Annotated in this window: 21 protein-coding genes and 3 pseudogenes; 15 read left to right on the plus strand and 9 right to left on the minus strand. The window is 53.1% G+C overall.

All coding sequences use genetic code 11. The annotated features are described in order from the left end of the window. Positions 1–6 precede the first annotated feature (6 nt). The 6 genes from ACESNI_RS15685 to ftsE all read right to left on the minus strand — a co-directional run bounded on the left by ACESNI_RS15685 (position 7) and on the right by ftsE (position 5,883). Positions 7–2,319, minus strand: a complete 2,313-nt coding sequence (locus tag ACESNI_RS15685) for an adenosylcobalamin-dependent ribonucleoside-diphosphate reductase (protein WP_373088673.1) — start codon at positions 2,317–2,319, stop codon at positions 7–9. 87 nt (positions 2,320–2,406) lie between these two features. Next, a complete protein-coding gene (locus ACESNI_RS15690) occupies positions 2,407–3,138 on the minus strand; it encodes a lysophospholipid acyltransferase family protein (protein WP_373088675.1) in 732 nt (243 codons plus the stop codon). 30 nt (positions 3,139–3,168) lie between these two features. Further along, positions 3,169–3,750: a YdcF family protein gene (locus ACESNI_RS15695; protein ID WP_373088677.1), complete on the minus strand. Its 582-nt coding sequence runs from the start codon at positions 3,748–3,750 to the stop codon at positions 3,169–3,171. A gap of 3 nt (positions 3,751–3,753) precedes the next feature. Then, complete coding sequence (locus tag ACESNI_RS15700) at positions 3,754–4,299, minus strand: D-glycero-alpha-D-manno-heptose-1,7-bisphosphate 7-phosphatase (protein ID WP_373088680.1); 546 nt, start codon at positions 4,297–4,299, stop codon at positions 3,754–3,756. 1 nt (position 4,300) lies between these two features. Continuing rightward, positions 4,301–5,188 (minus strand): cell division protein FtsX, encoded by an 888-nt coding sequence (locus tag ACESNI_RS15705; protein ID WP_373088682.1) that lies wholly within the window; start codon positions 5,186–5,188, stop codon positions 4,301–4,303. Further along, a complete protein-coding gene (gene ftsE, locus ACESNI_RS15710; RefSeq protein ID WP_373088684.1) occupies positions 5,185–5,883 on the minus strand; it encodes a cell division ATP-binding protein FtsE in 699 nt (232 codons plus the stop codon). The genes ACESNI_RS15705 and ftsE overlap by 4 nt, the downstream gene beginning before the upstream one ends. A gap of 125 nt (positions 5,884–6,008) precedes the next feature. Between ftsE and ACESNI_RS15715 the strand changes: the two genes are divergently transcribed. The 6 genes from ACESNI_RS15715 to ACESNI_RS15740 all read left to right on the plus strand — a co-directional run bounded on the left by ACESNI_RS15715 (position 6,009) and on the right by ACESNI_RS15740 (position 10,970). Beyond that, on the plus strand, positions 6,009–6,707 hold the full coding sequence (locus ACESNI_RS15715; protein WP_373088686.1) for a DUF3426 domain-containing protein: 699 nt from the start codon (positions 6,009–6,011) through the stop codon (positions 6,705–6,707). 70 nt (positions 6,708–6,777) lie between these two features. Continuing rightward, positions 6,778–7,317 (plus strand): hypoxanthine phosphoribosyltransferase, encoded by a 540-nt coding sequence (gene hpt / locus ACESNI_RS15720; protein ID WP_373088688.1) that lies wholly within the window; start codon positions 6,778–6,780, stop codon positions 7,315–7,317. A gap of 15 nt (positions 7,318–7,332) precedes the next feature. Then, positions 7,333–7,695, plus strand: coding sequence for a response regulator (locus tag ACESNI_RS15725; protein WP_373088691.1), 363 nt, complete (start codon positions 7,333–7,335; stop codon positions 7,693–7,695). A gap of 111 nt (positions 7,696–7,806) precedes the next feature. Beyond that, the gene (locus ACESNI_RS15730) at positions 7,807–9,615 is read left to right on the plus strand and encodes a hypothetical protein (protein WP_373088694.1); all 1,809 of its coding nucleotides are present in this window, start codon (positions 7,807–7,809) and stop codon (positions 9,613–9,615) included. Further along, positions 9,612–10,613, plus strand: a complete 1,002-nt coding sequence (locus tag ACESNI_RS15735) for a glycosyltransferase family 2 protein (protein WP_373088696.1) — start codon at positions 9,612–9,614, stop codon at positions 10,611–10,613. Before ACESNI_RS15730 ends, ACESNI_RS15735 begins: the two co-directional genes overlap by 4 nt. 3 nt (positions 10,614–10,616) lie before the next feature. Continuing rightward, positions 10,617–10,970, plus strand: coding sequence for an EamA family transporter (locus tag ACESNI_RS15740; protein ID WP_373088698.1), 354 nt, complete (start codon positions 10,617–10,619; stop codon positions 10,968–10,970). Between the two features lie 3 nt (positions 10,971–10,973). Here ACESNI_RS15740 and ACESNI_RS15745 read toward each other — a convergent pair whose 3' ends face one another. Further along, positions 10,974–11,498, minus strand: coding sequence for a prepilin peptidase (locus ACESNI_RS15745; protein ID WP_373088701.1), 525 nt, complete (start codon positions 11,496–11,498; stop codon positions 10,974–10,976). Between the two features lie 113 nt (positions 11,499–11,611). Next, a complete protein-coding gene (locus ACESNI_RS15750) occupies positions 11,612–12,175 on the minus strand; it encodes a TMEM165/GDT1 family protein (protein ID WP_373088703.1) in 564 nt (187 codons plus the stop codon). Between the two features lie 495 nt (positions 12,176–12,670). Between ACESNI_RS15750 and ACESNI_RS15755 the strand changes: the two genes are divergently transcribed. The 8 genes and pseudogenes from ACESNI_RS15755 (at position 12,671) to ACESNI_RS15790 (ending at position 20,665) form a co-directional block, all read left to right on the plus strand. Beyond that, on the plus strand, positions 12,671–13,795 hold the full coding sequence (locus ACESNI_RS15755; RefSeq protein ID WP_373088706.1) for a C4-dicarboxylate TRAP transporter substrate-binding protein: 1,125 nt from the start codon (positions 12,671–12,673) through the stop codon (positions 13,793–13,795). A gap of 630 nt (positions 13,796–14,425) precedes the next feature. Further along, a complete protein-coding gene (locus ACESNI_RS15760) occupies positions 14,426–16,012 on the plus strand; it encodes an ABC transporter substrate-binding protein (protein ID WP_373088709.1) in 1,587 nt (528 codons plus the stop codon). A gap of 22 nt (positions 16,013–16,034) precedes the next feature. Further along, positions 16,035–16,247, plus strand: a pseudogene (locus tag ACESNI_RS15765) (ABC transporter permease); the annotation flags it as partial. A 183-nt stretch (positions 16,248–16,430) separates the two neighbouring features. Then, positions 16,431–16,961, plus strand: a pseudogene (locus ACESNI_RS15770) (ABC transporter permease); the annotation flags it as partial. Continuing rightward, on the plus strand, positions 16,958–17,089 hold the full coding sequence (locus ACESNI_RS15775) for a hypothetical protein (protein WP_373088712.1): 132 nt from the start codon (positions 16,958–16,960) through the stop codon (positions 17,087–17,089). The pseudogene ACESNI_RS15770 and the gene ACESNI_RS15775, both read left to right, overlap by 4 nt. Positions 17,090–17,170: 81 nt before the next feature. Next, positions 17,171–17,737 (plus strand): LemA family protein, encoded by a 567-nt coding sequence (locus ACESNI_RS15780; protein ID WP_373088714.1) that lies wholly within the window; start codon positions 17,171–17,173, stop codon positions 17,735–17,737. Then, a complete protein-coding gene (locus ACESNI_RS15785; protein WP_373088717.1) occupies positions 17,721–19,706 on the plus strand; it encodes a DUF2207 domain-containing protein in 1,986 nt (661 codons plus the stop codon). The genes ACESNI_RS15780 and ACESNI_RS15785 overlap by 17 nt, the downstream gene beginning before the upstream one ends. 95 nt (positions 19,707–19,801) lie before the next feature. Beyond that, positions 19,802–20,665: an urea carboxylase-associated family protein gene (locus ACESNI_RS15790; RefSeq protein WP_373088720.1), complete on the plus strand. Its 864-nt coding sequence runs from the start codon at positions 19,802–19,804 to the stop codon at positions 20,663–20,665. Positions 20,666–20,905: 240 nt separating this feature from the next. On the opposite strand, the gene ACESNI_RS15795 is transcribed toward ACESNI_RS15790, so the two are convergent. Continuing rightward, positions 20,906–21,286, minus strand: coding sequence for a VOC family protein (locus ACESNI_RS15795; RefSeq protein WP_373088722.1), 381 nt, complete (start codon positions 21,284–21,286; stop codon positions 20,906–20,908). 499 nt (positions 21,287–21,785) lie between these two features. Between ACESNI_RS15795 and ACESNI_RS15800 the strand changes: the two are divergent. After that, a pseudogene (locus tag ACESNI_RS15800) lies at positions 21,786–21,971 on the plus strand (IS6 family transposase); the annotation flags it as partial.

The following is a 21,971-nucleotide window of genomic DNA, read 5'->3' on the forward strand; positions in this document are numbered from 1 at the left end:
AAGCCTCTAGCTGCATTTCGAATAACCGCAGGACGTGCAGGTATCGCAATCCTCCAGCCGCAGAAGCCCGGCTTCGCCGCATTGCGGGCATTGCCGGAATTGCCCGTGTCCAGGGCCGGGCTGCGCGCCGATATCCGCCTTTGCCGCCGCCCCTCCCGGGCGCGTTGCGGGCGGCAGGAAGCCGATCTGGATCATGTGGGTTTCGATCACCCCGCCGATTGCCGCCAGCAGTGAGGGGACGTATTTTCCCTGCACCCAGGCGCCGCCGCGCGGATCAAACACCGCTTTCAGTTCCTCAACGACAAAACTGACATCGCCGCCGCGCCGGAAAACCGCGGAAATCATCCGCGTCAGGGCGACGGTCCAGGCAAAATGCTCGACATTTTTTGAATTCACGAAGATTTCAAAGGGCCGCCGCCGTCCGTCCTGAATGATGTCATTGAGGGTAATATAGATCGCGTGATTGCTTTCGGGCCAGCGGAGCTTGTAGGTCTGCCCGGGCAGCGTGCCCGGCCGGTCAAGCGGCTTGGTCATATAAACGATCCCCGCCGCCTCAAGGCTGTCGGGCTGCTCCTCGGGCGGGGTATCAAGCGGTAACGTCTTTTGCGCGCTGTCGCCGGTTTTCGGGCTGAGCTCCAGTACTGCGCCCGTAATTTCGTTGGGGCGGTAGGTGGTGCAGCCCTTGCATCCCTGTTCATAGGCCTGAAGGTAGATATTCTTGAAGTTCTCGAAACTGATGTCTTCCGGGCAGTTGATGGTTTTGGAAATCGAGCTGTCGATATAATCCTGTACCGCCGCCTGCATGCGGACATGATCCGGCGGCGTCAGGACCTGGGCATCGACAAAATAATCGGGAAGCGGGGTGTCCGGGCCCTTGAGCCGGCGGAACAGTCGGAACGCATAATCAGTGACTTCCTCGGCCTTGCGGGTGTCGTCCGGCATCAGGACATTGCGGGTGTAGGAAAAGCTGAAAACGGGCTCGATCCCGCTGGATATGTTATCCGCCAGCAGCGAGATGGTGCCGGTCGGCGCAACCGACGTGACGAGGGCGTTGCGGATGCCGTTTTTCGCAATGGCGGCGCGGATATCCTCATCCAGCGTCTGGACGGTTTCCCCTGCCAGGAATTTTTCAGCGTCATAGAGCGGAAAGGAGCCTTTTTCCGCCGCCAGATCGCTCGACGCGAGATAGGCGGAACGCTGGACCTGCGCCATCCATTTGCGCGTGGCCTTGAGGGCCTCGTCGGAGCCGTAGCGGAGACCGCACATGATCAGGGCATCGGCAAGACCGGTGATGCCGAGACCGATCCGGCGCTTGGACCGGGCCTCATGCGCCTGCTCCTCCAGCGGAAAGCCGGAGACATCAACAACGTTATCCATCAGGCGAATGGCATCGCGCACGACAGTATCAAGAAGGTCGATATCAACATCGGCCTTATCCTCGAACGGCCGGGCAATCATTTTGGTGAGATTGACGGAGCCCAACAGGCAGGCGCCATAGGGCGGAAGTGGTTGCTCGCCGCAAGGGTTGGTGCCGGTGATATCCTCGCAATAATACAGGTTGTTGCGCGCATTGATCCGGTCGATGAAAATCACGCCGGGTTCGGCAAAGGCATAGGTCGCCCGCATGATCTCGTCCCAGAGGTCGCGGGCTTGTACCGTCTTGTAAATGGTCCCTTCGAACTGCAGTTCCCAAGGCTCCTCTTTGCGGACCGCCTCCATGAAGCTGTCGGTCACCAGAACCGAGACATTGAACATCCTGAGCCGTCCCGGATCCTGCTTGGCCTTGATGAAATCGAGAATATCAGGATGGTCGCAGCGCATTGTCGCCATCATGGCGCCGCGCCGCGATCCCGCACTCATGATGGTCCGACACATGCTGTCCCAGACATCCATAAAGCTGAGCGGGCCCGAGGCATCCGATCCCATGCCGATAACGGGCGCCCCTTTCGGGCGCAAGGTAGAGAAATTATAGCCGATACCGCCGCCCTGCTGCATGGTCAGCGCGGCCTCTTTCAGGTTATCAAAAATCGATGACATGTCATCGCCGATATTGCCCATCACGAAGCAGTTAAACAGGGTAACCTTGCGGTTGGTTCCGGCACCGGAAAGGATACGGCCCGCGGGCAGGAACTTGTAATCCTCCAGCAGGCTGAAGAATCGCTTCTCCCATTTTTTCGGGTCTTTTTCCGGGGCCGACAACGCCGTCGCCACGCGCCGCCAGCTGTCGCTGATCGTGCGTTCGCGGGCATTATCCTTGGCAGATTTATGCCGGTATTTCATATCCCAGATTTGTTGTGATATCGGGGCGACGGGTGACATACGGGCACCTATTGGGTTAAGGCTCAACGTATCTTTAAATATAGCCGATAAGCGTCGCGGAACAAAATTTAATGTTGATTGCGGCCGTCAGCGCCCAAAGTATTTCGCCCGGCCCTCGGCGACAAGCTCCGTTGTCTTGGCCTCGATGCGGGACTTGAGTTCCGCCATGAAGACCTTCCGGTCGAGGCCGGGTTCAATGGCGGGCAGGAACTCAATGACCATGACACCGGGACGGCACAGGAAACTCTTCCGCGGCCAGAACAGCCCGGTATTAAGGGCGACGGGCACCACCGGTTGCTTTAGCTTGGAATAAAGGGCGGCGACCCCCGGCTGGAAGGGGAGGTCCTGATCCAGCGGTGAGCGGGTGCCTTCAGGAAAAATGATGATCGGGCGCTCATCGTCAAGGGCCGCCTGCGCCTGGGTGAGCATGGATTTAAGCGCCGCCGCATGGCCCTTGCGGTCGACCGTTATCATTTTTGTTTTCCGGCAGTACCAGCCGTAAATGGGGATATTGAGAAGTTCCTTCTTCATAATGACCGCCGGGTCGCGGGTGATCCGGTGAAAAATCATGGTTTCAAAGGCAGATTGGTGCTTGCAGGCGACAAGCACCGCGCCTTTTGGCAGATGCTCCTTTCCGCGGATTTCAACGCGGAGGTCACAGATGGCCCGCAGCAGCAGGATAATGCCGTTTGTCCAGATGGTTTGCCCGCGCACGATCCAGATGCGGTCAAAGGCGAGCATTGGCAGGAAAGCCAGATTCATGAAGGCCGACCAGACAAAAAAGCAGATAAAAAAACCAATGGATCGGATTTGCGTCACGCGTTCCCCCGTTACCCTGTTACTCGTCGTCTAGTCTAGTCTGGCACGGACAAGACTGAAAACATATTTGTTGAATTCCCCGGACATGACGAACAGGGTATGCGGGCTTTTCCACCAGTTCTGCAGGGTAAGCCCGTCGCTCGCGACCGGATAGGCGACGAGTTTGATATCCGGCATTTGCCGCCGGAGTTCAACCAGACTGCGCGGCATGTGATAGGCGCTGGTGACGATCAGCAGGCTTTGAAAGTCATGCGATTTTGCCCAAAGCGAGGTTTCATAGGCGTTGCCCACCGTGTTGCGGGCGAGACGCCCCAAATCGACGCAGCAGTCCATCAGGCTGGAACTCTGCCCGATCGCCTGACGAAGGGTCTCGCGGGTGACCTTGGAATTGACACCGGAAACCAACAACCGCGACCCCGCGCCCTCATTCAACAAATCAAATCCTGCAACCAGCCGCGCCGGTGTTCCGGTCAGGATGACAATGCCGCCGACTTTCTCCACGTTTGCCGGTTCCGGCCTGTCGATGTCCTGAACAAAGGTGATAAAGGCACCGATCCAGATACAGCCGAGAATAAAGACTATGCCCAACATGGCCTTGAGATACGCCGCCATACGTTAAAACCTTCCCTCAAGTATGTAGTCAGCCGCCGCAGCAAGATCCCGCGCGACACTCACCGGTAGTAAATGACGCGCGATACCGTCCGCCTGTGTCGCGCGGCCCTTGCCGGTCTGGACCAGTATGCGGTGGCAGCCGGCGGATGTCGCCGCTTCCATGTCCGACGCACTATCGCCGATAAAGACGGTATTCCTTTCGGAGTACTTGAATTTCCTCATGGCTTCAATCAGCATTCCGGGGGCGGGTTTGCGTCTTTCGGTCGCGGCCCAAGGCGCATCGGGGGCGATAATGATATCATCAAGACGCCCATGGGCGCGATGGACTGCGTCCATCAGCTTTCCGTGGATTGCCGCCAGTTGCTCGTCCGTGATTATTCCGCGTCCGATGCAGGATTGATTGGTGATAACGACCAGCTTGTGCCCATGACTGTTCAGCCGTGCAATGGCATCAAGGGAGTCTGGAATGAACTTCAGTTCCTCTGGAGATTTTACAAAATCCGCGCGATCTTCATTGATCACCCCGTCTCTGTCGAGAAGTACCAGCATGCTACATCATCCGGCCAAGTGAGTTCAGTACCACCCGGCGCACAGTGTATTTCGTCAGCAGGGCGATCAGAAACGGCAGAAGAAGCAACGCGATGGACCCTTCTATTCCGAGTGTCAGCGGCGGCAGCATCGACGCCTCCAGCGAGCCGACCAGGAAATTGAAAATAAACATCACAATAATGGCGGCGATAAGACCGGGAAGGGCCCCAAGGAAACTGAGGCGGGAAAAATAGTTCTGGAACTGCTCCGCGATATATTTGTCACGGGCGCCGATCAGATGCAGCACTTGTATCACTTCGGAATGCATAATCAGGCCGGTTCGCACCGCAAAAATCACAATGATGACGGTGACGATACAAATCAGGAGCATGATTGCCGCCGCCAACAACTGAATGGAGCGGCCGAGAGTCACCATTTTGGTGAGCCACGGTCGGTGAATATCCAGTGCCGCGCCGGGAACCGAGGCGGAGAGCTTCTCATTAAGCGCCGCCAAATCGACGGCACTGTCGTCGGCAATGATAATCTCGATCAGGCGCGGCACCGGCAATTCGTCAAGGTTGGCATTTTTCCCAATAAAGGGCTCCAGAAGCTTCAGCGTTTCGGGCTTTTCCAGCGCCCTTGCCGTAGTGACGCCGGGCGTCTCGGAGAGCAGTTTAACGGCATCCGCGACTTTCTGGTCGAGGTCAACCGCCGGATCATAGGCAATCTCGACTGTCAGGTTGCCCGTCAGGGTATCCGACCAGTCGGAGATGGCGCGGCTTAAGGAAAACAGGCTGCCAATGGACAGCGCCGCCAGAAATATCATTGCTGAAATAACAACAGGCAGATAGCGGGTGGAGACATCTTTTTCCAGCTGAAGTTCAGCCGATTTACCGAATAACTGTATCATTCTGCGGTCTCGTTAGACTGTTCGGGCTGTTTTGTCGAGCCCCGTGACGACAGTTGGCCATCCTTTAAATACATGACCGGATTTCCGAACCGTTGAATCAGGTCGAGGTCATGGGTGGCAACGACCACGGTGGTCCCGATTTTGTTGAGCTCCTGAAACAGATGCATTAACCGGAGGCCCATTTCCGCATCCATGCTCCCCGTGGGTTCGTCGGCGATAAGGAGCTGCGGGCGGTTGATCACCGCGCGGGCAATGGCAACGCGCTGCTTTTCCCCGCCGGACAGCGTCGGCGGCTTGGCATCGACCTGATTACCGAGGCCGACCCATTCCAGCAGTTCCGCAACATGCTGGTAGATGCGCTGATCCTTGGCCCCTGCGATTTTAAGCGGGAGCGCCACATTATCAAGGGCCGACAGATGGTCGAGCAGCCGGAATTCCTGATAGACGACACCGATTTTCCGGCGAACGGCCGGAAGATCGTCCCGTGCAAGGGTCGAGACTTCCTTGTTAAAAAGTGTTACCAGACCGCGGCTGGGACGATGCGACAATGCCAGCAGTTTCAGAAGCGAGCTTTTCCCGGCCCCCGTCGGGCCCGTCAGGAAATGAAACGAGCCCGGGCGCAGGTGAAAGCTGATATCCCTGAGGACCTCCGGTCCCATACCATAGCGCATGCCGACATTTTCAAACCTGACCAACCAAACCTCCCGACAAAAACTAGCATTTAGGATAGACTATGATAGATTTATCAGCCAGTCTTGTGCATGTCCAAGCAAACGCCTATAAAAAAGTACTTTAAACAGTGAACTGATTTTTCCGGCCCATGATTTTAACCTGTTCAACCTGTTCGACGCGGTATTCCATCGACCCGACATCCATCGGGCCGGAGGGCAGAGCCGTTAAATGCGCCAAATGCGGACATAAATGGCGCGAATTCCCACCGGGCGACATGCCCAAGACAATTGACGCGGCGAAACCTGCGGAAAATGAGCTGAACGATCCGCCGCGGGCGGGCGTCCAGGGTGGCCTTAGCATCGAACAGATGACCGCCGGGCAAGCTCCGTCACCATCGCGGACGGGCGGGCGGAAATGGATCGGCTGGGGATTGTTGCTGCTTATCTTGGCAGGACTGGTTATCAGCGGGTTTTATGCGCGCAATTATATCGTGCAAATCTGGCCGGGGGCCGCAGGGTTTTACCAGTTCCTGAAAATTGATGTTGAGACGAAAAATGTCCTCGGGCTGGAAATCCACGACCTGAAAACCAAGTCCGTGCTGCAAAAGGGCGTCACGACGCTGACTGTCACGGGGATCATCAAGAATATCACCGAGGAGCCGCAGCCGACCCCGCGTATCAAGGTGGCCCTGATCGACGGCAAGGACCAGCTTGTCTATAGCTGGACCACGACGGTGGAGGAGCGCGAGGTGCCCGCATGGGGGGAGATTGCGTTTTCAACGAGCATGAACCAGCCGCCGGAAGATGCAAAAAACGTCAAGGTTGATCTGGTCGAACTTGGAAAATAACAATACCTTGCCCGGAATGGCTTGCGATTGGCCGTCAGGTACTGGGCAGAATTCAGAAAATGGAGTACGCATGGTCAAGTCAAAGCCGCAGATTGAAATACTGTTTGCGAGTGCGGATATCGCCAAGCGTAATCAGGAGCTGGCAGAGGAGATCGCCGCCGATCTCGGGACGGATATCCTTGTGATTGCCGTATTGAAAGGCAGCTTTGTATTCGCTGCCGACCTGATCCGTGAATTGCACCACGCCGGTGTCAGCCCGCAAATCGATTTTATGGCGCTGTCCTCTTACGGCGATAAGTCGATCAGCAGTGGCACTGTCGTCATTACCCGCGATATCGTTGATACGGTGAAGGGGCGGAAGGTCTTGTTGATTGACGATATTCTTGAATCCGGCCGAACCATGGACTTTGCCGCCAAGGACCTGTTGAAGCGCGGCGCGCAAACTGTCAAAACCTGCCTTATGCTGGACAAAAAAGGTAAACGGGTCAATAATTTCGAGGCGGATTTTGTTGGATTTGATTGTCCTGACCTGTTTGTAATTGGCTACGGACTGGATTATGCCCATTATTACCGGGAACTTCCGTATATTGGATATATTGTTCAGGATTGATTGGGGGCGGGATGGATGGCGCGAATTCTGGTCGCGGAAGATGAGGCGGCGGTGCGGGAATTTGTCAGCCGCGCGCTGACCCATCACGGGCATGAGGTGACGACCGCCGACGACGGGGCTGCTGCCCTCCTGCTGCTGCAGAATGAAAAGCCGTTCGACCTGTTACTGACGGACATTGTCATGCCGGTCATGGACGGTATCGCCCTCGCGTTGAAGGTGGGCAAGGAGTTCCCGGATTTGCGAATTCTGATGATGACGGGATATGCCGCCGAGCGGCAACGCGCGTATAATCTCGACCTGCTGATACATGATGTCATTGCCAAGCCTTTTACGCTTGATGAGATCTGTGAGAAGGTGGCGGAGACATTGACGTTCTGATCCGTCGCGGTTTTTCCGGAAATTTTCTGGATATCGCCCTTTTGCAGCCTATTTGTTAACATTTTAGCGCTAGTTTTTCTGTCGTTTCGCAAACAGATAGAAGGGCTTGTCGTGACCGTCGAACGAATTTTCTTTATTTTTGTGCTTTGGCTCGCCTGTTTTATCGTTTTGCCGTCGCAGTTTGGCGACAAGTCCCACCCGTTTCAGCCGGAAGGGCCCGACGCCTTCATGCGGCTTGAGCGGGTCGATAAACTTGTCGAAACCGGAAGCTGGTACGATAGCCACATCGACCGGGCCGGCCCTTCCGGCGGCGCGGATATCCACTGGACACGGCCGATGGATGTCATGATTCTGGCCGTGGCTGCCCCGATCCTGCCGTTTATGGATACCCATGCAGCCATCGAACTGGCGGGGGTCTTCCTGCCGGCACTGATGTCCCTGCTGCTGGTCATTTTTTGCGTCTGGGCCGTTATGCCGTTGATGCAGCCTAGCAACTTGTTGCTGGTTGTCTTCATGCTCGCTGTGCAGCCAATTATCCAAAATTATCTCGGGATCGGGCGTGTCGATCATCATGCGGTGCTTGCCGTGCTCATGGCGGCGGTTCTCGGCTTGCTGATCCGGGTTGGGCGCGCGGGAAAATTCCCTCGCGCCGCACTGGTTGCCGGGGCATTGAGCGGGTTTGGCCTCTGGATTAGCCTCGAATTTCTGATTGTTTATGTGCCGCTGGTGATCGGTCTGGGCGTCTGCTGGCTGCTGTGGGGGGCGCCGTGGCGTCAGGCGAACCGGGATTTTACGGGGGCGGCGCTCGCTGTCTGCCTCATTGCGGTTGCGGTTGACGTTCCGCCCGATCTCTGGTTGGTCCCGCGCTATGACAGGATTTCCATCGCGCAAATTTTCCTTACTTTTTGTCCTGTGTTGTTCTGGCTTGTGGGGGCAAAACTGTGCAATCAGTCGGGCAGGCTTGCGATGCGGATCATCGGGGCGGGCATATTTGCGGTTATCTGCCTTGCGGCAATTACGGTGATCTATCCCAACCTGCTGGTCGGTCCGATGGCCGAGGCGGACCCGCGTATCATCCCGATCTGGCTGGACAAGGTATCGGAAATGAAGCCATTGTTCACGAGCGGGCGTCAGATTGTCCTCTATTGCCTGTTACCTTTTGCGGCGCTAATTTATGGGGGGTTTATCCTGGTTGGCCGCCGTCATCCGGAGGAGCGGCAGACCTGGTTGTGGCTTGTTCTCGTTCTCCTTGGGACAGGCCTGCTTGCGCTGGCCCATATCCGCGCGGGGCTGTATCTGTCCGTGGCTGCGGTTATCGCGGCGGCACCGTTGCTTGAGGACCTGCTGATCTGGGTGAATGAGAAATTCGTGGGCTGGAAAAAAGGGCTGACGGGCTTGACGGTCCGGGCGGCGATTATTCTCGGGCCGTTCCTTTTGGCGCTGGCAGTTGGCGCGATTTCAAATGGCCTTAAATCGACTGAGGCCGTCGCCGCGGTACAACCCGAGGCCAAGAAATGCGATATCAGCGAAGTAGCGACGGCACTGTCGGATGATGAATTTGTGCGCGGCCGCGGGATGCTGAGGTTTGTCAACAACCTGGACGCCGGACCGGAACTGGTCTATCGCACGGCGCATCATTTCCTGGCGGTCCCCTATCATCGCAACGGCCAGACAATTTATGATTCCCATGAGATTTTCACAGCGACCGATTTCGATAAAAGCCGGGTCCTTCTCGACAAGTATGATATTGATTATATCCTGATATGCCCGAGTTCCTCGGACACCTCATATTTTCAGGAGTCGGAAAATGCTTCAAATCTTTATAACCGGCTGCTACGGGATGACTTGCCTAAAGGCCTGGTTTCAATCAAAATGCCCGCACCCTGGAAGCTATTTGCCTATAAGGTGGCTGTAAAGTGAATTATCGTAATGAGATACAGCGTCCTGACGGATTCTATCAATCCAACACAGCGGAAGATGCCCCCTCAATCGCCGTGATGATCCCCTGCCTGAATGAAGAAATGACGGTTGCCCGGGTTGTCGCTGATTTCAGGGCGGCCCTGCCGAGCGCGAAGATCGTCATCTGCGATAATGCCTCGACCGATGCCACGGCAACAATGGCGCGCGAGGCCGGCGCCGAGGTTATTCACGAGGCCATGCCGGGCAAGGGGAACGCCATCCGCCGCCTGTTTTCCGATATTGATGCGGATATCTATGTGATGGTTGACGGTGATGCGACATATGAGGCCTCGCTCGCGCCGGAGCTGGTTGAGTACCTGCTCGAACATCGTCTTGATATGGTCTGCGCAAAACGTGTGGCCTCTGCCGACGCGGCCTATCGCAAGGGGCATGTCCTCGGCAACCGGATTTTCACCGCCCTCGTCGCCACCGTCTTTGGTCGGCGTTTCGAGGATATCCTGACCGGGTACCGGGTATTTTCCCGCCGCTTCGTCAAATCCTTTCCCATCCTGTCCGAAGGGTTCGAGATCGAAACAGAGCTGACCATCCATGCCCTGGAATTGAACATGCCCGTCGCGGAAATCGCCAGTGCCTATATCGAGCGTCCGGTTGGCTCGGACAGCAAGCTCAATACCTTCTCCGATGGCCTGAAGATAACCAAACTTATTGTGAAGCTTATCAAGGATGAGCGGCCGATGACGTTTTTTGGCTGGCTGTTTCTCCTGTTTGCGACGACATCCATTATTCTGGCAATCCCGCTTGCCGTCACCTATTTCGAAACCGGACTGGTACCGCGCCTGCCGACGGCGGTGCTGTCGAGCGCGAGCATGGTGTTGTCCTTTCTTATGCTGGCCTGTGGCTTTATTCTGGATTCTGTCACCCGCGGACGCCGCGAACGCAAGCGGATCGCGTATCTCTCCATTGCCGGGCCGGCAGCGATAGATGCGCGGAGGACCTAGTAGATGGACCTCTCAAGAGATGCGCTTATCCTCATCATGCCCTTTGTCATTTCGGCGGGCCAGATTCTTTTTAAAATCTCCAGCCGCGAGATGACGGGCTTTGACTATAACTCTTTGGTGAAGTTGTCCCTGAACGGCTATTTTATTGTTGCCGTGATATTATACGGACTGGCAACCATCCTCTGGGTCTATATCCTCAAGCATTTCCCCCTCAACAAGGCCTATCTGTTTATGGGGTTGAGTTTTGTCCTTGTCCCGCTCATGAGTTATATTTTCCTGAAGGAGCCCTTGTCCCTTCGGTATCTCGCGGGTGCGGCCTGCATCGTTTTCGGGATCTGGCTTTCCCGGGCGGCCTGAACCCTAGGCGAGTACGCGAAAGAACTGGTAAAAGACAACAAAACCGGCCGCCGCAATTGCAACACCGTAGGGAAGCTGAAGCTCTTTCGCCTTTCGCGTCTGCAACATTGGCGCGGGCCGTTTAAACACATAAACGAAAAGCCAGTCCAGGCCCTGCGAAATTGTCGGGTTTTTACAGAGGATCATTGTCACGACAAATACGAAGGCGAGCAGCCCACCGGCGAAACAGGTCATCAGCAGCAGCAGGGACAAATACTCGGGCCCCGCCCAGAGTGCAAGGGCGGCCAGGAGCTTTACGTCTCCGCCGCCAAGCAATCCAAAGGAAAAAATGATAATACCGACGACAAGCACCGCAGCGCCGCACAGCAAATGCCACGGGATTTGGCCCCATTGCGCCAGCGAGGCCGCATGCACCAAATACAGCCCGGCAATGATGACGGGCAGTAAATTGGGGATGCGGCGGGAAAACATGTCCCAGAACGCTGCGAGTAACACCAGACCGCTGGCCGACATCATAAGGAAGGGCATAGGGCGTCCATCTATCCGTGGGTTAAACAATAATCAGGCGAAAATCTTATGCGGGAGAGGTTAGCATATGGTTAAAACACCCGAAATTTGACGTCCCCGCAACCCGCTTGCCGTCACGACAGGACCGGCCACAGCGAATACAGGCCCGTCAGGATAAAGGCGGCCGCGGCAACCCGGCGGGCGAGCGTCAACGGGATATATTTCATCAGCGCAGCTCCGGCAAAGACGACAGGCACGTTGGCAAGCAGCATTCCCAAAGTGGTGCCCATTGTCACCAGGAACAGGGCGTTGAACTTCGCGCCAAGTAGGATCGTCGCAATTTGAGTTTTATCCCCGATTTCCGCAAAAAAGAAAAGAATGCAGGAGACAACGAATGCCCCATATTTATCGAGGTAACTCTCGACTTCATCCTCCTTATCGGGGATCAACAACCATAAACCGACCGCGATAAAGCTGCCACCGACGATCCAGTTTCCGTAATCGCTGTCAAGGAATTGGCTGAGCCAAGTCCCGAGCCAGGCGGAGGCCGCATGATTGGCAAGCGTCGCCAGCAGGATCCCGGCAATAATGCTCCAGGGTTTGTTAAAGCGCGCCGCGAGGACAAGGGAAAGCAATTGCGTTTTATCGCCTATTTCAGCGAGTGCGACAGTAATGGCAGAGGTAAGAAAAGCGTCCATGTAAAAATCCGGCGGGACGGTAACCACAGGTAAAAAGCAGCCTCCCGCAACCGGGCTGTTCTCCACCTCAGGTCTTGTCGGTACCGCTATTTTGACGACGGCACGAGCCCGCCATGAACCGTGAGGGTCCAAGTATGTTGACAGGTTCACTCACCAACGTGAGCAGACTACTCCCCCAAAAGTGCGCTGACATTATCAGGACAAAAGTGGCAAAGTCTAGACAAGTGTATGATTTTTGCAGTGTGACAAGGAGTTTGCCAAGAGAAGGAACTTTATGCAGAAACTTTTCACGGCTACAGAGACTTCATAACCGTGAGTTATTCGGGGCTATCACTCGTTTTGTGAGGAGCGGCGTATCTAGAGTGATCTGACTTGATCAGGAAACATGAAGCAATACAAATAAATTGACTCGGATATGAGAGATCAATAAATTAATAATTGCTAATAATTTAACTCGCACAGATAACTAATAAAAAATTAAGAGGGGAGCCAATTATGAAATGCCTAATTATTAAACTTGTTGCATTAGCATGTGCAGCAATGTTCTTTGTGGGTCCAGCATCTGCAGAAAAGAGAGTCGTTAAAATTGTTTATGCAAATTATCTGGGTTTGAAGCACACGACAAATCCGACTCTTGAGAAGTTCTTTGAGCGGGTTGAGAAAGAAACCAACGGCAGTGTCGTCTGGGAGCCCCATTTTGCATCTTCTTTGCTTGGACCGAAGGATATTCCGGCGGGGGTGCGGGATGGCATCGCTGATGCCGGATATTTCGTCGGGGGCTATGTTCCCTCGGAAATGCCAGTTGACAATTTCCTCGGCGATTTCTCGATGATGAATGACGATGCTCTGGCGATGACAGGCGTCATCAATGAACTGACCCTTCTCGAGTGTGATGAATGCGATAACGAGTATCGAGAAGGCTTCAATACTCAGTATCTTGGAACCTACGCGCTGACCGACTATATGTTCCAGTGTAAGGAAGAATATAAAAGTCTTGCTGATTTCCAGAATGTGAAGATACGCGGGTTCTCAGGATGGTCTGAGTTAGTCAAAGCGATGGGGGCGGTCCCTGTTCCAATGGCCGCAAGTGAAATGTATGAAGCGCTTGATCGTGGAACAATCAGCTGTGCGACGGGGGCGATCACATACCAGAAATCTCGCTCTATAGGAGAGGTGGCCCACTATGTCATCCTCGATTCATTGGGCGGGTCCTTCGGCAACTCGCTCATCAATATGCGCCTCGAAAAGTGGAACGAACTTGACGCGAGTGAGAAGACAGTGATCTTGAAGAATGTGCCCAAGCTCGTCACCGAAGCCGCTTATAATTATATTAACGGAGATATAGCGGTGCGGAAAGCAATGGAGGCGAAAGGCAACAAGTTCTATCAAGCTGATCCGGATCTTGCCAAGTTTATCAAAGACTTCCGTGCCAACTATATTAAAACGGACGCGATTGAAAACGGCAAAAAGCGGGGTATAAAGAACCCAGAAAAAATCGCTGCTTCAATCATCGAACTCCGCGCCAAGTGGGATAAGCTGTTAGCCGACAATGGCCGCGATCCCGAGACTTTCGAGCGTCTACTGTGGGAACAAGTCTATAGCAAGGTTCCGGTTAACTGAATTATTCAATCCTGGACTAAATCCGACGATTAAACTTCGGGGGCGTATTGTTGCTCCCGATTTTTTTGCTTAAAAATCAGCCGTTTAAAGAGTATCTGCGACACGCGCGGTGCGGATATGCTGTATAATTGGCGTTTCCGACAGCGGCCGGATCAATACCCTCTGCCTTGACGAGGCCATCCTGCGCGGGTGTGAGCCGGTTTATTGGCAGCCGATCGAGGCGAAAATCAAACCGTCTCAGCCATGGGATTGTCCGTCATCATAAAAAATGGGCTCAATGCTGGTTAGGGCCAAGAGACGCTTTTGAAATAGCGAAGCGGTTCTGTCTTGTCAGTCACAAAAAACAGGAAATGACGGCTCACGCGCCAAGCTATTTTCTTCTGAACTGCTGATCGTTAGAGCAAATTGCAACATTGTTACTGTAACAATTAGTATATATTGTTACAATATATATTGACATAACATTGGAACGCAGGATAAGATTTCAACGCGAGGCTTTTTATTATTTTCCGCAAACCCGCACTTTTCGCAGCTTGTATTGGTAAAGGCCAAATTGACCAAAAGAGTCAACATGGAGCCCCGCTCGCTCCACCTATAAATTCGGCGGATATACTAATTTGGGAGGTTACAATGTTACAGGATTTTGGATGTTCCGAAATGAAGACCAGATTTCGTTCGGTTTTGAAGCAATTTCTGGGAATAGGATTGCTGTCCGCTGCTTTGATGGGGGGCTCCTCAGTCGGTGTGCGTGCTGCGCCGGAAGGGCAGATCGTGATTGCGTTGACATCATTAGATCAAAAATTCGATCCGACCGCGATGGCCAGCTATTCGTCGCACATGAACTATGATTATATTTTTGATGGGCTGTTAAATCTTGGGGAGAAAGGGAAGTATCCCGCTCTGGCCGAGAGTTGGGTGATCAGTGACGACGGATTGACAATAGACTTCAAGCTAAGGGAGAACGTCACATTTCATGATGGTTCACCCTTCACCGCGGAAGATGTTAAATTCACTTTTGAAAAGATTCTGGAACCGGATAGCGGAAATTCATATCGTGCCGGTTTCGTTAAATCACTCGACCATGTCGAGGTTGTTGATGCCCATACAGCCCGATTTGTCCTTAAACAGCCATGGCCGGGATTTTTTACAACGGCGCGATACGGGTTAACGCCCATTGTGTCAAAAGCATATTACGAAAAGGTCGGCGCCAAAGGTTTTCAGGAAAAGCCAATCGGAACCGGTCCCTTTGTCTTGGGAGAAGTCGTTGCCGGTAAATCAACGACATTTACGGCTTACGAAAACTATTGGGACGGTGCACCTAAAATACAGTCAGCGACGCAGGTTCTCGTGAAAGAAGATTTTACCCGTTATGCCATGCTTCAGCGGGGTGAAGCGGATATTATATCCGGGCTGACAGGACCTTTGCTTGATAAAATCAAGACTAACTCAGATTTTAAGGTGATATCCGCACAATATGTGGGAACTTCCGGCATACTGTTTAACAAAAGCACCTTCCCGGCTGCGGAAGACAAGCGGGTACGTATGGCCGTCGGCTATGCGATAAATACCAAGGATATTGCAGAAAAAATCCAGGGAGGTATCTGTGAACCGGCAACAAGTATGTTTACACCGGCGACATTCGGTTATATCGACGGACTGCCACGTATCCCCTATGATCCGGAGAAGGCCAAGGCTTTGCTCAAAGAAGCGGGGGTAAAGCCGGGCACCAAAATCACGTTCACAATTCAAACCTCGTCGTTTGCTGCGATGCCAAATACCCCGCAGGTGCTCGAAGTGGTCGCCGGCAACTTGGAAGCAGTCGGTTTCCAGGTTGAGCGTCGCAGTGTGGATACGTCTGCTTGGCTGGCAATGATGCGCGGTGGTAAGCCGACGGATGTTTTCTATTCCCCTATTTCGAACCCTGACGACGGTGGTGAGGTTATGAATTCGTATTTCGTCTCCTGGTCGGGCTGGACGGCAAAAAGCATCCAGCAACCGAAATATGACGAATTATTCAACGAACAGCTCAAAGCCAGCGATCCTGAAAAGCGACTGAAAATTCTTCAGGATTTCGCCAAGCTCGAGGTAGAGAACCGGGAAGACATTCCCTTGCTTTGGTGCAACGCGCCTTTCGCCATTAATAAGCGCATCAAGTCGTGGACGCCTTCATTGGGTGGTGGCTATCCCACGGACATATACAAGTTGGAACTGAATTAACTAACTACTGGAGGCGGTTGAAATGTCCGCTCGTTTTGTTTTAGGGCGGTTGTTTCAAGCATTGCTCACCTTGTTACTTTTGAGTGTGGTCGTGTTCGGCTTGGCCCGAATGTCGGGTGATCCTGTGAGTCTCATGGCGCCGATGGATGCATCGCATGAGGATATTGAGCGGATAAAGGCGTCTTTCGGCCTCGACAAGCCGCTTCCCGTCCAATATTGGCACTTCATTGCCAATGCAGCTCAAGGTGACTTCGGCCAATCCATAAAATGGGACCGCCCCGCAGCAGAGATGCTGTTGGAGCGGCTTCCCGCCACTTTTCTCCTCTCCTTTACGTCCATAGTGTTTGGCTTATTATTGGCGTTGCCGGTCGGCATCTTGTCGGCAGTTTACCATGATTCATGGTTTGATAGTGTGGGCAAGATAGTCGCTCTGGCCGGGCAGAGTATGCCGACGTTCTGGCTCGGCATTCTCCTCATTCTATTTTTCGCGCTTAACACTCCAATATTTCCGACCTCGGGGTACGGATTGGATTCACATCTCGTTTTGCCGACGGTTACGCTCGGTTTATTCGTAGCGGCGTCGATTATGCGGGTTACGCGTTCAGCCATGCTTGATGCACTGGAGGCCGATTATATTCGTACCGCCAGCAGCAAAGGGCTGCCAAAATGGCGTATCATTCTGGTCCATGCATTTAAGAACAGCGCCATTCCCATTCTGACCATAACGGCTTTGCAGATGGCAACCATCCTGCGCGGCGCCGTGGTAACGGAAACCATCTTTTCATGGCCGGGGATTGGCCAACTAGCAATTGATGCGGTTTATGGACGGGATTTCCCGCTCGTTCAAGGTGCTGTGATGTTTATGGGGGTTATCTTCTTGCTTGTGAATTTCGTGGTCGACATGATTTATGTCCTTCTTGATCCCAGAATTTCCTATGTGAAAAGATGAATAAAACGGTGTCGAAGCGGCGCTATCGGTACGAACCGCTCACAGGCAAGGAAGATGAAAACAGTTGGAGTGAGGCGGTGCGCCACAACGTGCTTAAAAACTACAACCATTGGGATATCTATATTTGACGCCGGATGATTAGGTCGTAAACTCTGTATGGGAAGCCATGAACCCGGTTCTTGGTGCAGCTTAAAATGGAGTAACGACTTATGATCGCACTCGCTATCATTCTCGGCCTGACCGCCGCCCTCATCCTTTATGTGATCGCGACCTACAACAAGTTTGTCAGCCTGAGCGAACGGATTAATGAATCCTGGAGCGGGATCGAAGTTCAGATGAAGCTCCGTTATAACCTGATCCCCAATCTGGTCGAGACGGTCAAGGGCTACGCAAAGCATGAAGCCGGGACGTTTGAAAATGTAACCAAGGCACGGACCGAGGCGATGGCCAATCAGGGCTCCCCGGCGGAGCAGGCTTCCTCTGAAAATGTTCTGAGCGGCGCCCTTAAATCCCTGTTTGCCTTGTCCGAGAATTACCCGGAATTAAAAGCTAACGAAAGTTTTCTGAACTTGCAGGATCAGTTATCTGACGTGGAGGATAAAATACAATCGGCCAGACGCTATTATAACGGCGTCGTCCGCGATAATAATACGAAGGTTGGCCAGTTTCCGAGCAACCTTGTCGCTAATGGCTTTCATTTTATCAAGGCTGAATTTTTTGAGCTGTCGGATGATGACGATGCGGCCCGGAAGCCGGTCAGTGTCAAGTTTGACTGAGCTGAATACCAGCCGCCCCAGCCGCCGAAGCTGGTGCACCCATGGTTCATTCCGGCACGTCTTCGCCGGACTTGCCGTACTTTTTCTGGCTGTTTTTGTCGCACCTGCACAGCCGAGTGCCCGTGAAATTATCCGGGATTTTCAAAGTGACATCTGGGTGCTTCCGGATGCCACGTTGACGGTACGCGAGACGATAACGGTCATCAGCGAAGGAAATCAGATCAAACGCGGTATCTATCGCGATATTCCGACGGATTACAAAGACCAGTATGGCAATTCCGTTCGCGTCGGCTTTCACGTCGAAAAGGTTACCCGTGACGGACGGCCTGAACCATTCCACACGGCGCAGCAGTCCAACGGACTCCGCATTTATATCGGAAGCAAGGATGTCTCCGTTCCGAATGGAAAGCATATTTATACCCTTACCTACACGACCAGTCGGCAGATCGGTTATTTCGATGGGTTTGACGAACTTTACTGGAATGTGACCGGAAATGGCTGGGACTTCGAAATCATAAAGGCGAGCGGCAGAATACATCTTCCTGATGAGGCGGCAATTCTAAATTACAGCGCCTATACGGGATATCAGGGGGATCAGGGAAAGGCGTTTGCAACACGCGAATTTTCCGATGGTATGGAATTTTATACGACTAAGCCGCTTTTGTCGAAACAGGGCCTAACGATTGCGGTCTCTTGGCCGCCGGGGTTTGTCAGCAAGCCCTCCGATCTCGATATTCTTGCCAATACACTCAACGACAATGCCATCCTTCTCGCCGGTGTTGCGGGCATACTGATCTTGCTGATTTATTATCTTATGGTTTGGTGGAAAGTTGGTCGCGATCCGGAGCCTGGCACTATTATCCCGCTGTTCGAGCCGCCCAAAGGTTATTCGCCTGGGGCCATGCGTTATATCCTTAAGATGGGATTTGACAACAAGACGTTCTCAGCGGCCATTGTCAGTATGGCGGTGAAAGGATTTTTGAAGATTAGTGAAGATTCCTCCGGGACGTATACCCTTATGAAAACCGGCAGCGAAGCCCCGCTTTCCATGGGAGAAAAAGCGGCAGCGCGCGCTTTATTTTATGGCGGAAAGAAAGAAATTGCGCTTGAACAGAAAAACTATAAAACCCTGCGAAGCTCAAGGGATGGGCTTAAGGAATGGCTCCGGACGGAGTTTGAGAAAAACTATTTCAGCACAAACAGGCGCTATTTTATACCCGGCGTCGTTATTTCTATTGTCATTTTTGCGGTTATGGTGATCTGGGCACAAGATCCCGCTGGGGCTCTTTTTATCACTGTCTGGCTTGGCGTTTGGACCATCGGTATCTATTTTCTTGTCCGCCGCGCCTTGCGGCTATGGCAGGAGGCGTTGTCCAGCAAGGGAGCGGGGACAATGGCGGGTGCGGTCTTTGCAACGGTCTTCGCAATACCTTTCGTCATTGGTGAATTTGTCGGACTGACTCTATTTTTTGAATTGGCGTCGCCCGCGGCCGCTGTTCTCTTCGTCCTTATCCAGCTGATCAATCTGGTCTTTTACCATCTTCTCAAGGCGCCGACGCTTCTCGGTCGGGAGATGATGGACAAGTTTGAGGGGTTTGCCGATTTCCTGACAGTGACCGAAAAGGACCGAATGAATTTTTTCAATCCGCCGGATCGGACGCCGGAGTTATTCGAGCGCTATCTTCCCTTTGCCATGGCGCTTGATGTCGAGCAGGCCTGGGGTGAGCAATTTTCGGCTGCTTTTGCCGCAGTGGGTGAAGACCCATCGGGATCACGAGGGTATCGACCCACCTGGTATTCGGGGCGTCATTTTAATTCTGCAAATATAGGGGCCTTTTCCTCGTCACTTGGGGGTGGATTTGCGAGCGCCATTTCCTCTGCCTCGACGGCGCCCGGCAGTTCCAGCGGCTCGTCCGGCGGCGGCTCTTCGGGCGGCGGCGGCGGCGGCGGCGGTGGTGGCGGGTGGTAATCCATGACACCATGGTGCCGACGGTGCCTTGTTCAGAGTAAATATAAATCATAAACTATCGATGATAATCAGCAGCAATCCAGATAAGGGTTCCGATGAAAACTCGACCGCAAAACCCGGCGCCTGTTGACGCCAAAGCTCGGCAGGCCGTCCGCCCCGTCATTTGCTATCCCACTGACAAGTTGGCACTGGGCGACATGGAGATTTATCAACAGGCGAGGAAAGATCTGGTGCTTGTCGATGAAAAGATCATAGCACCGCGAGACGCTGAATGTTTTAAGGTTCCCGCCGGACATTTTTTCCGCATCGCCAGTATCGACGGGCCGCAGGTCGGGGACTTAAATCTCTGGAACGCGCATGATCTGGAGGAGAGATTTTTCAGCGGGAAAACCAGAGCATTGCATGGCACTCACGTGAGTGTCGCCGATCGGCTCTGGAGCAATCTGCCCTATATGCGACCAATGGCGACGGTCACCTATGACACGCTCGACTGGTATGGCTGGGATGAGGACGGCGGCGGGGTTCATGATGTGATTGGCACGCGCTGTGACCCCTATACCAACGTTCTTCTCAATGGCAACGAGTATCATTATTGCTGTCACTCAAATCTCTGCCGGGCGCTCGCGGCGGAAAAAGGCATCTCCCTTCGCGAGGCAGAGCCTTACGTCCATGATGTGCTGAATGTGTTTATGTGCACGGGCTTTACCAAGGATACGCATCAGTATTTCATGAAGGCAAGCCCGGTCCGCGAAGGTGATTTTCTGGAGTTTTTTGCGGAAATTGATCTGCTTGGCGCCTTGTCGACCTGTCCGGGCGGGGACTGCAGTACTGCTCATTCCAGTGAAGCGGCAACCTGTTATCCGCTTAAAATAGAGATTTATCGCCCGACTTCCGGACTCCCCGCCGACTGGCGGTCACCGGAGCGTTCATCCTATTCCCGTAATCACGGAACTGGTTAGGCTAAACAGCAGACCGAGCTTTGTTAATGGTATCCCCGTTGCCGCGCCTCCAGTTGCAGGTCCAGGTCAATCCCGGCAAGTCAGTGACTGAAGCCGGTAACGGGAAAACCCAGTCCCATTACCGGAATTTTTGATTAAAGCCAACTAGACTTAACAACGAAATTACGCTCTTCTGGGCTTAACCTTCGTTCTTCACGATAACTAGGCGTAACTAGCATGGATTGAAGTCAATTGACGGGTTTAACCCATACGGTGGAGGGCGCAAATCTTATTGCCCGATGGATCCCGTAGATAGGCAAGGTAAAGATTACCGTTACTACCTTCGCGAACGCCCGGAGGGTCCTCGCATGTAACGCCGCCGTTGGCGAGACCAGCGGCATGCCACTTGTCTGCCGATTCTGTATCTGATGCCTTAAAACCGATCGTACTGCCATTACCGTTGCAGGCAGGCTCTCCGTTGATAGGTTTGCTGATCGAGAACACACCCGCTTTTGAGGCATAAAAACAGCGGCCTTTGGCGTCAATTACCCCCGGTTTGTAACCCAGTGTCCCAAGGATTGCATCGTAAAAGACTTTTGCTTTCTCAACATCGTTCGCGCCCACCATTATATGACTAAACATTTTTATTTCTGTTCCTTTATATGCAGTTGACTGATTGCCAAGTATGTTATCCTGAGTACTCACCAAATACAAACAACAACCCGCTGGAAAATAGGTAAAAATCATAGAATTTTAGGGCGTTATACTGAAACGATTATCGCATCTATATTTCCACAACGTTTGAAATGCTATTCCTGAACAAGCTTCTCCATCGAGCTAAGCAGTTGACGATTAAACTTCATATTACTAATTAACTAAAAACTAATGAGTCGCGTTGAATTTTAGAGCGTTATGCCGCACAATCAGGGTCCTTACCATCCCGATCACGGAGCGTCACCTTGAAGGTTTGAATATGCCCGATGGTATTGTCAGAATAAACTGATTTGCTATGGTGGACTGCGGATTTGGGCTAGTTTTCAAAATAGGTGTTTGGCTATTTGCCAAGCAATACAAGGAATTTTACCGGCACTGTCGAAGAAAATTGCTTGATGGGCATTTGCTCGTCGACTAGCTTCCGGGCATGAAAAATCATAATCCATTCCGCTATTTCAAGACCTCACCTGAGATTATCCGCCTGGCTGTGATGATGTATGTCCGGTTTCCGCTTTCACTTCGCAATGTCGAAGACCTTCTTCATGAACGTGGCATCGACATTTGCCACGAAACCGTTCGTTATTGGTGGAACCGGTTCGGTCCGTTGTTCGCA

It is taken from the genome of Sneathiella sp. (assembly GCF_041689005.1).
In the GTDB taxonomy this organism is placed as follows: domain Bacteria; phylum Pseudomonadota; class Alphaproteobacteria; order Sneathiellales; family Sneathiellaceae; genus Sneathiella.

Bases quoted from the DNA above. Each gene is read 5' to 3' on its own strand.
- ACESNI_RS15780 (WP_373088714.1), top strand. From the start codon at position 17,171: ATGATCGCACTCGCTATCATTCTCGGCCTGACCGCCGCCCTCATCCTT.
- ACESNI_RS15700 (WP_373088680.1), bottom strand. From the start codon at position 4,299: ATGCTGGTACTTCTCGACAGAGACGGGGTGATCAATGAAGATCGCGCG.
- ACESNI_RS15750 (WP_373088703.1), bottom strand. From the start codon at position 12,175: ATGGACGCTTTTCTTACCTCTGCCATTACTGTCGCACTCGCTGAAATA.
- hpt (WP_373088688.1), top strand. From the start codon at position 6,778: ATGGTCAAGTCAAAGCCGCAGATTGAAATACTGTTTGCGAGTGCGGAT.
- ACESNI_RS15760 (WP_373088709.1), top strand. From the start codon at position 14,426: ATGTTACAGGATTTTGGATGTTCCGAAATGAAGACCAGATTTCGTTCG.
- ACESNI_RS15685 (WP_373088673.1), bottom strand. From the start codon at position 2,319: ATGTCACCCGTCGCCCCGATATCACAACAAATCTGGGATATGAAATAC.
- ACESNI_RS15715 (WP_373088686.1), top strand. From the start codon at position 6,009: ATGATTTTAACCTGTTCAACCTGTTCGACGCGGTATTCCATCGACCCG.
- ACESNI_RS15725 (WP_373088691.1), top strand. From the start codon at position 7,333: ATGGCGCGAATTCTGGTCGCGGAAGATGAGGCGGCGGTGCGGGAATTT.
- ACESNI_RS15705 (WP_373088682.1), bottom strand. From the start codon at position 5,188: ATGATACAGTTATTCGGTAAATCGGCTGAACTTCAGCTGGAAAAAGAT.
- ACESNI_RS15740 (WP_373088698.1), top strand. From the start codon at position 10,617: ATGGACCTCTCAAGAGATGCGCTTATCCTCATCATGCCCTTTGTCATT.
- ACESNI_RS15795 (WP_373088722.1), bottom strand. From the start codon at position 21,286: ATGTTTAGTCATATAATGGTGGGCGCGAACGATGTTGAGAAAGCAAAA.
- ACESNI_RS15755 (WP_373088706.1), top strand. From the start codon at position 12,671: ATGAAATGCCTAATTATTAAACTTGTTGCATTAGCATGTGCAGCAATG.
- ACESNI_RS15695 (WP_373088677.1), bottom strand. From the start codon at position 3,750: ATGGCGGCGTATCTCAAGGCCATGTTGGGCATAGTCTTTATTCTCGGC.
- ACESNI_RS15775 (WP_373088712.1), top strand. From the start codon at position 16,958: ATGAATAAAACGGTGTCGAAGCGGCGCTATCGGTACGAACCGCTCACA.
- ACESNI_RS15790 (WP_373088720.1), top strand. From the start codon at position 19,802: ATGAAAACTCGACCGCAAAACCCGGCGCCTGTTGACGCCAAAGCTCGG.
- ACESNI_RS15745 (WP_373088701.1), bottom strand. From the start codon at position 11,498: ATGCCCTTCCTTATGATGTCGGCCAGCGGTCTGGTGTTACTCGCAGCG.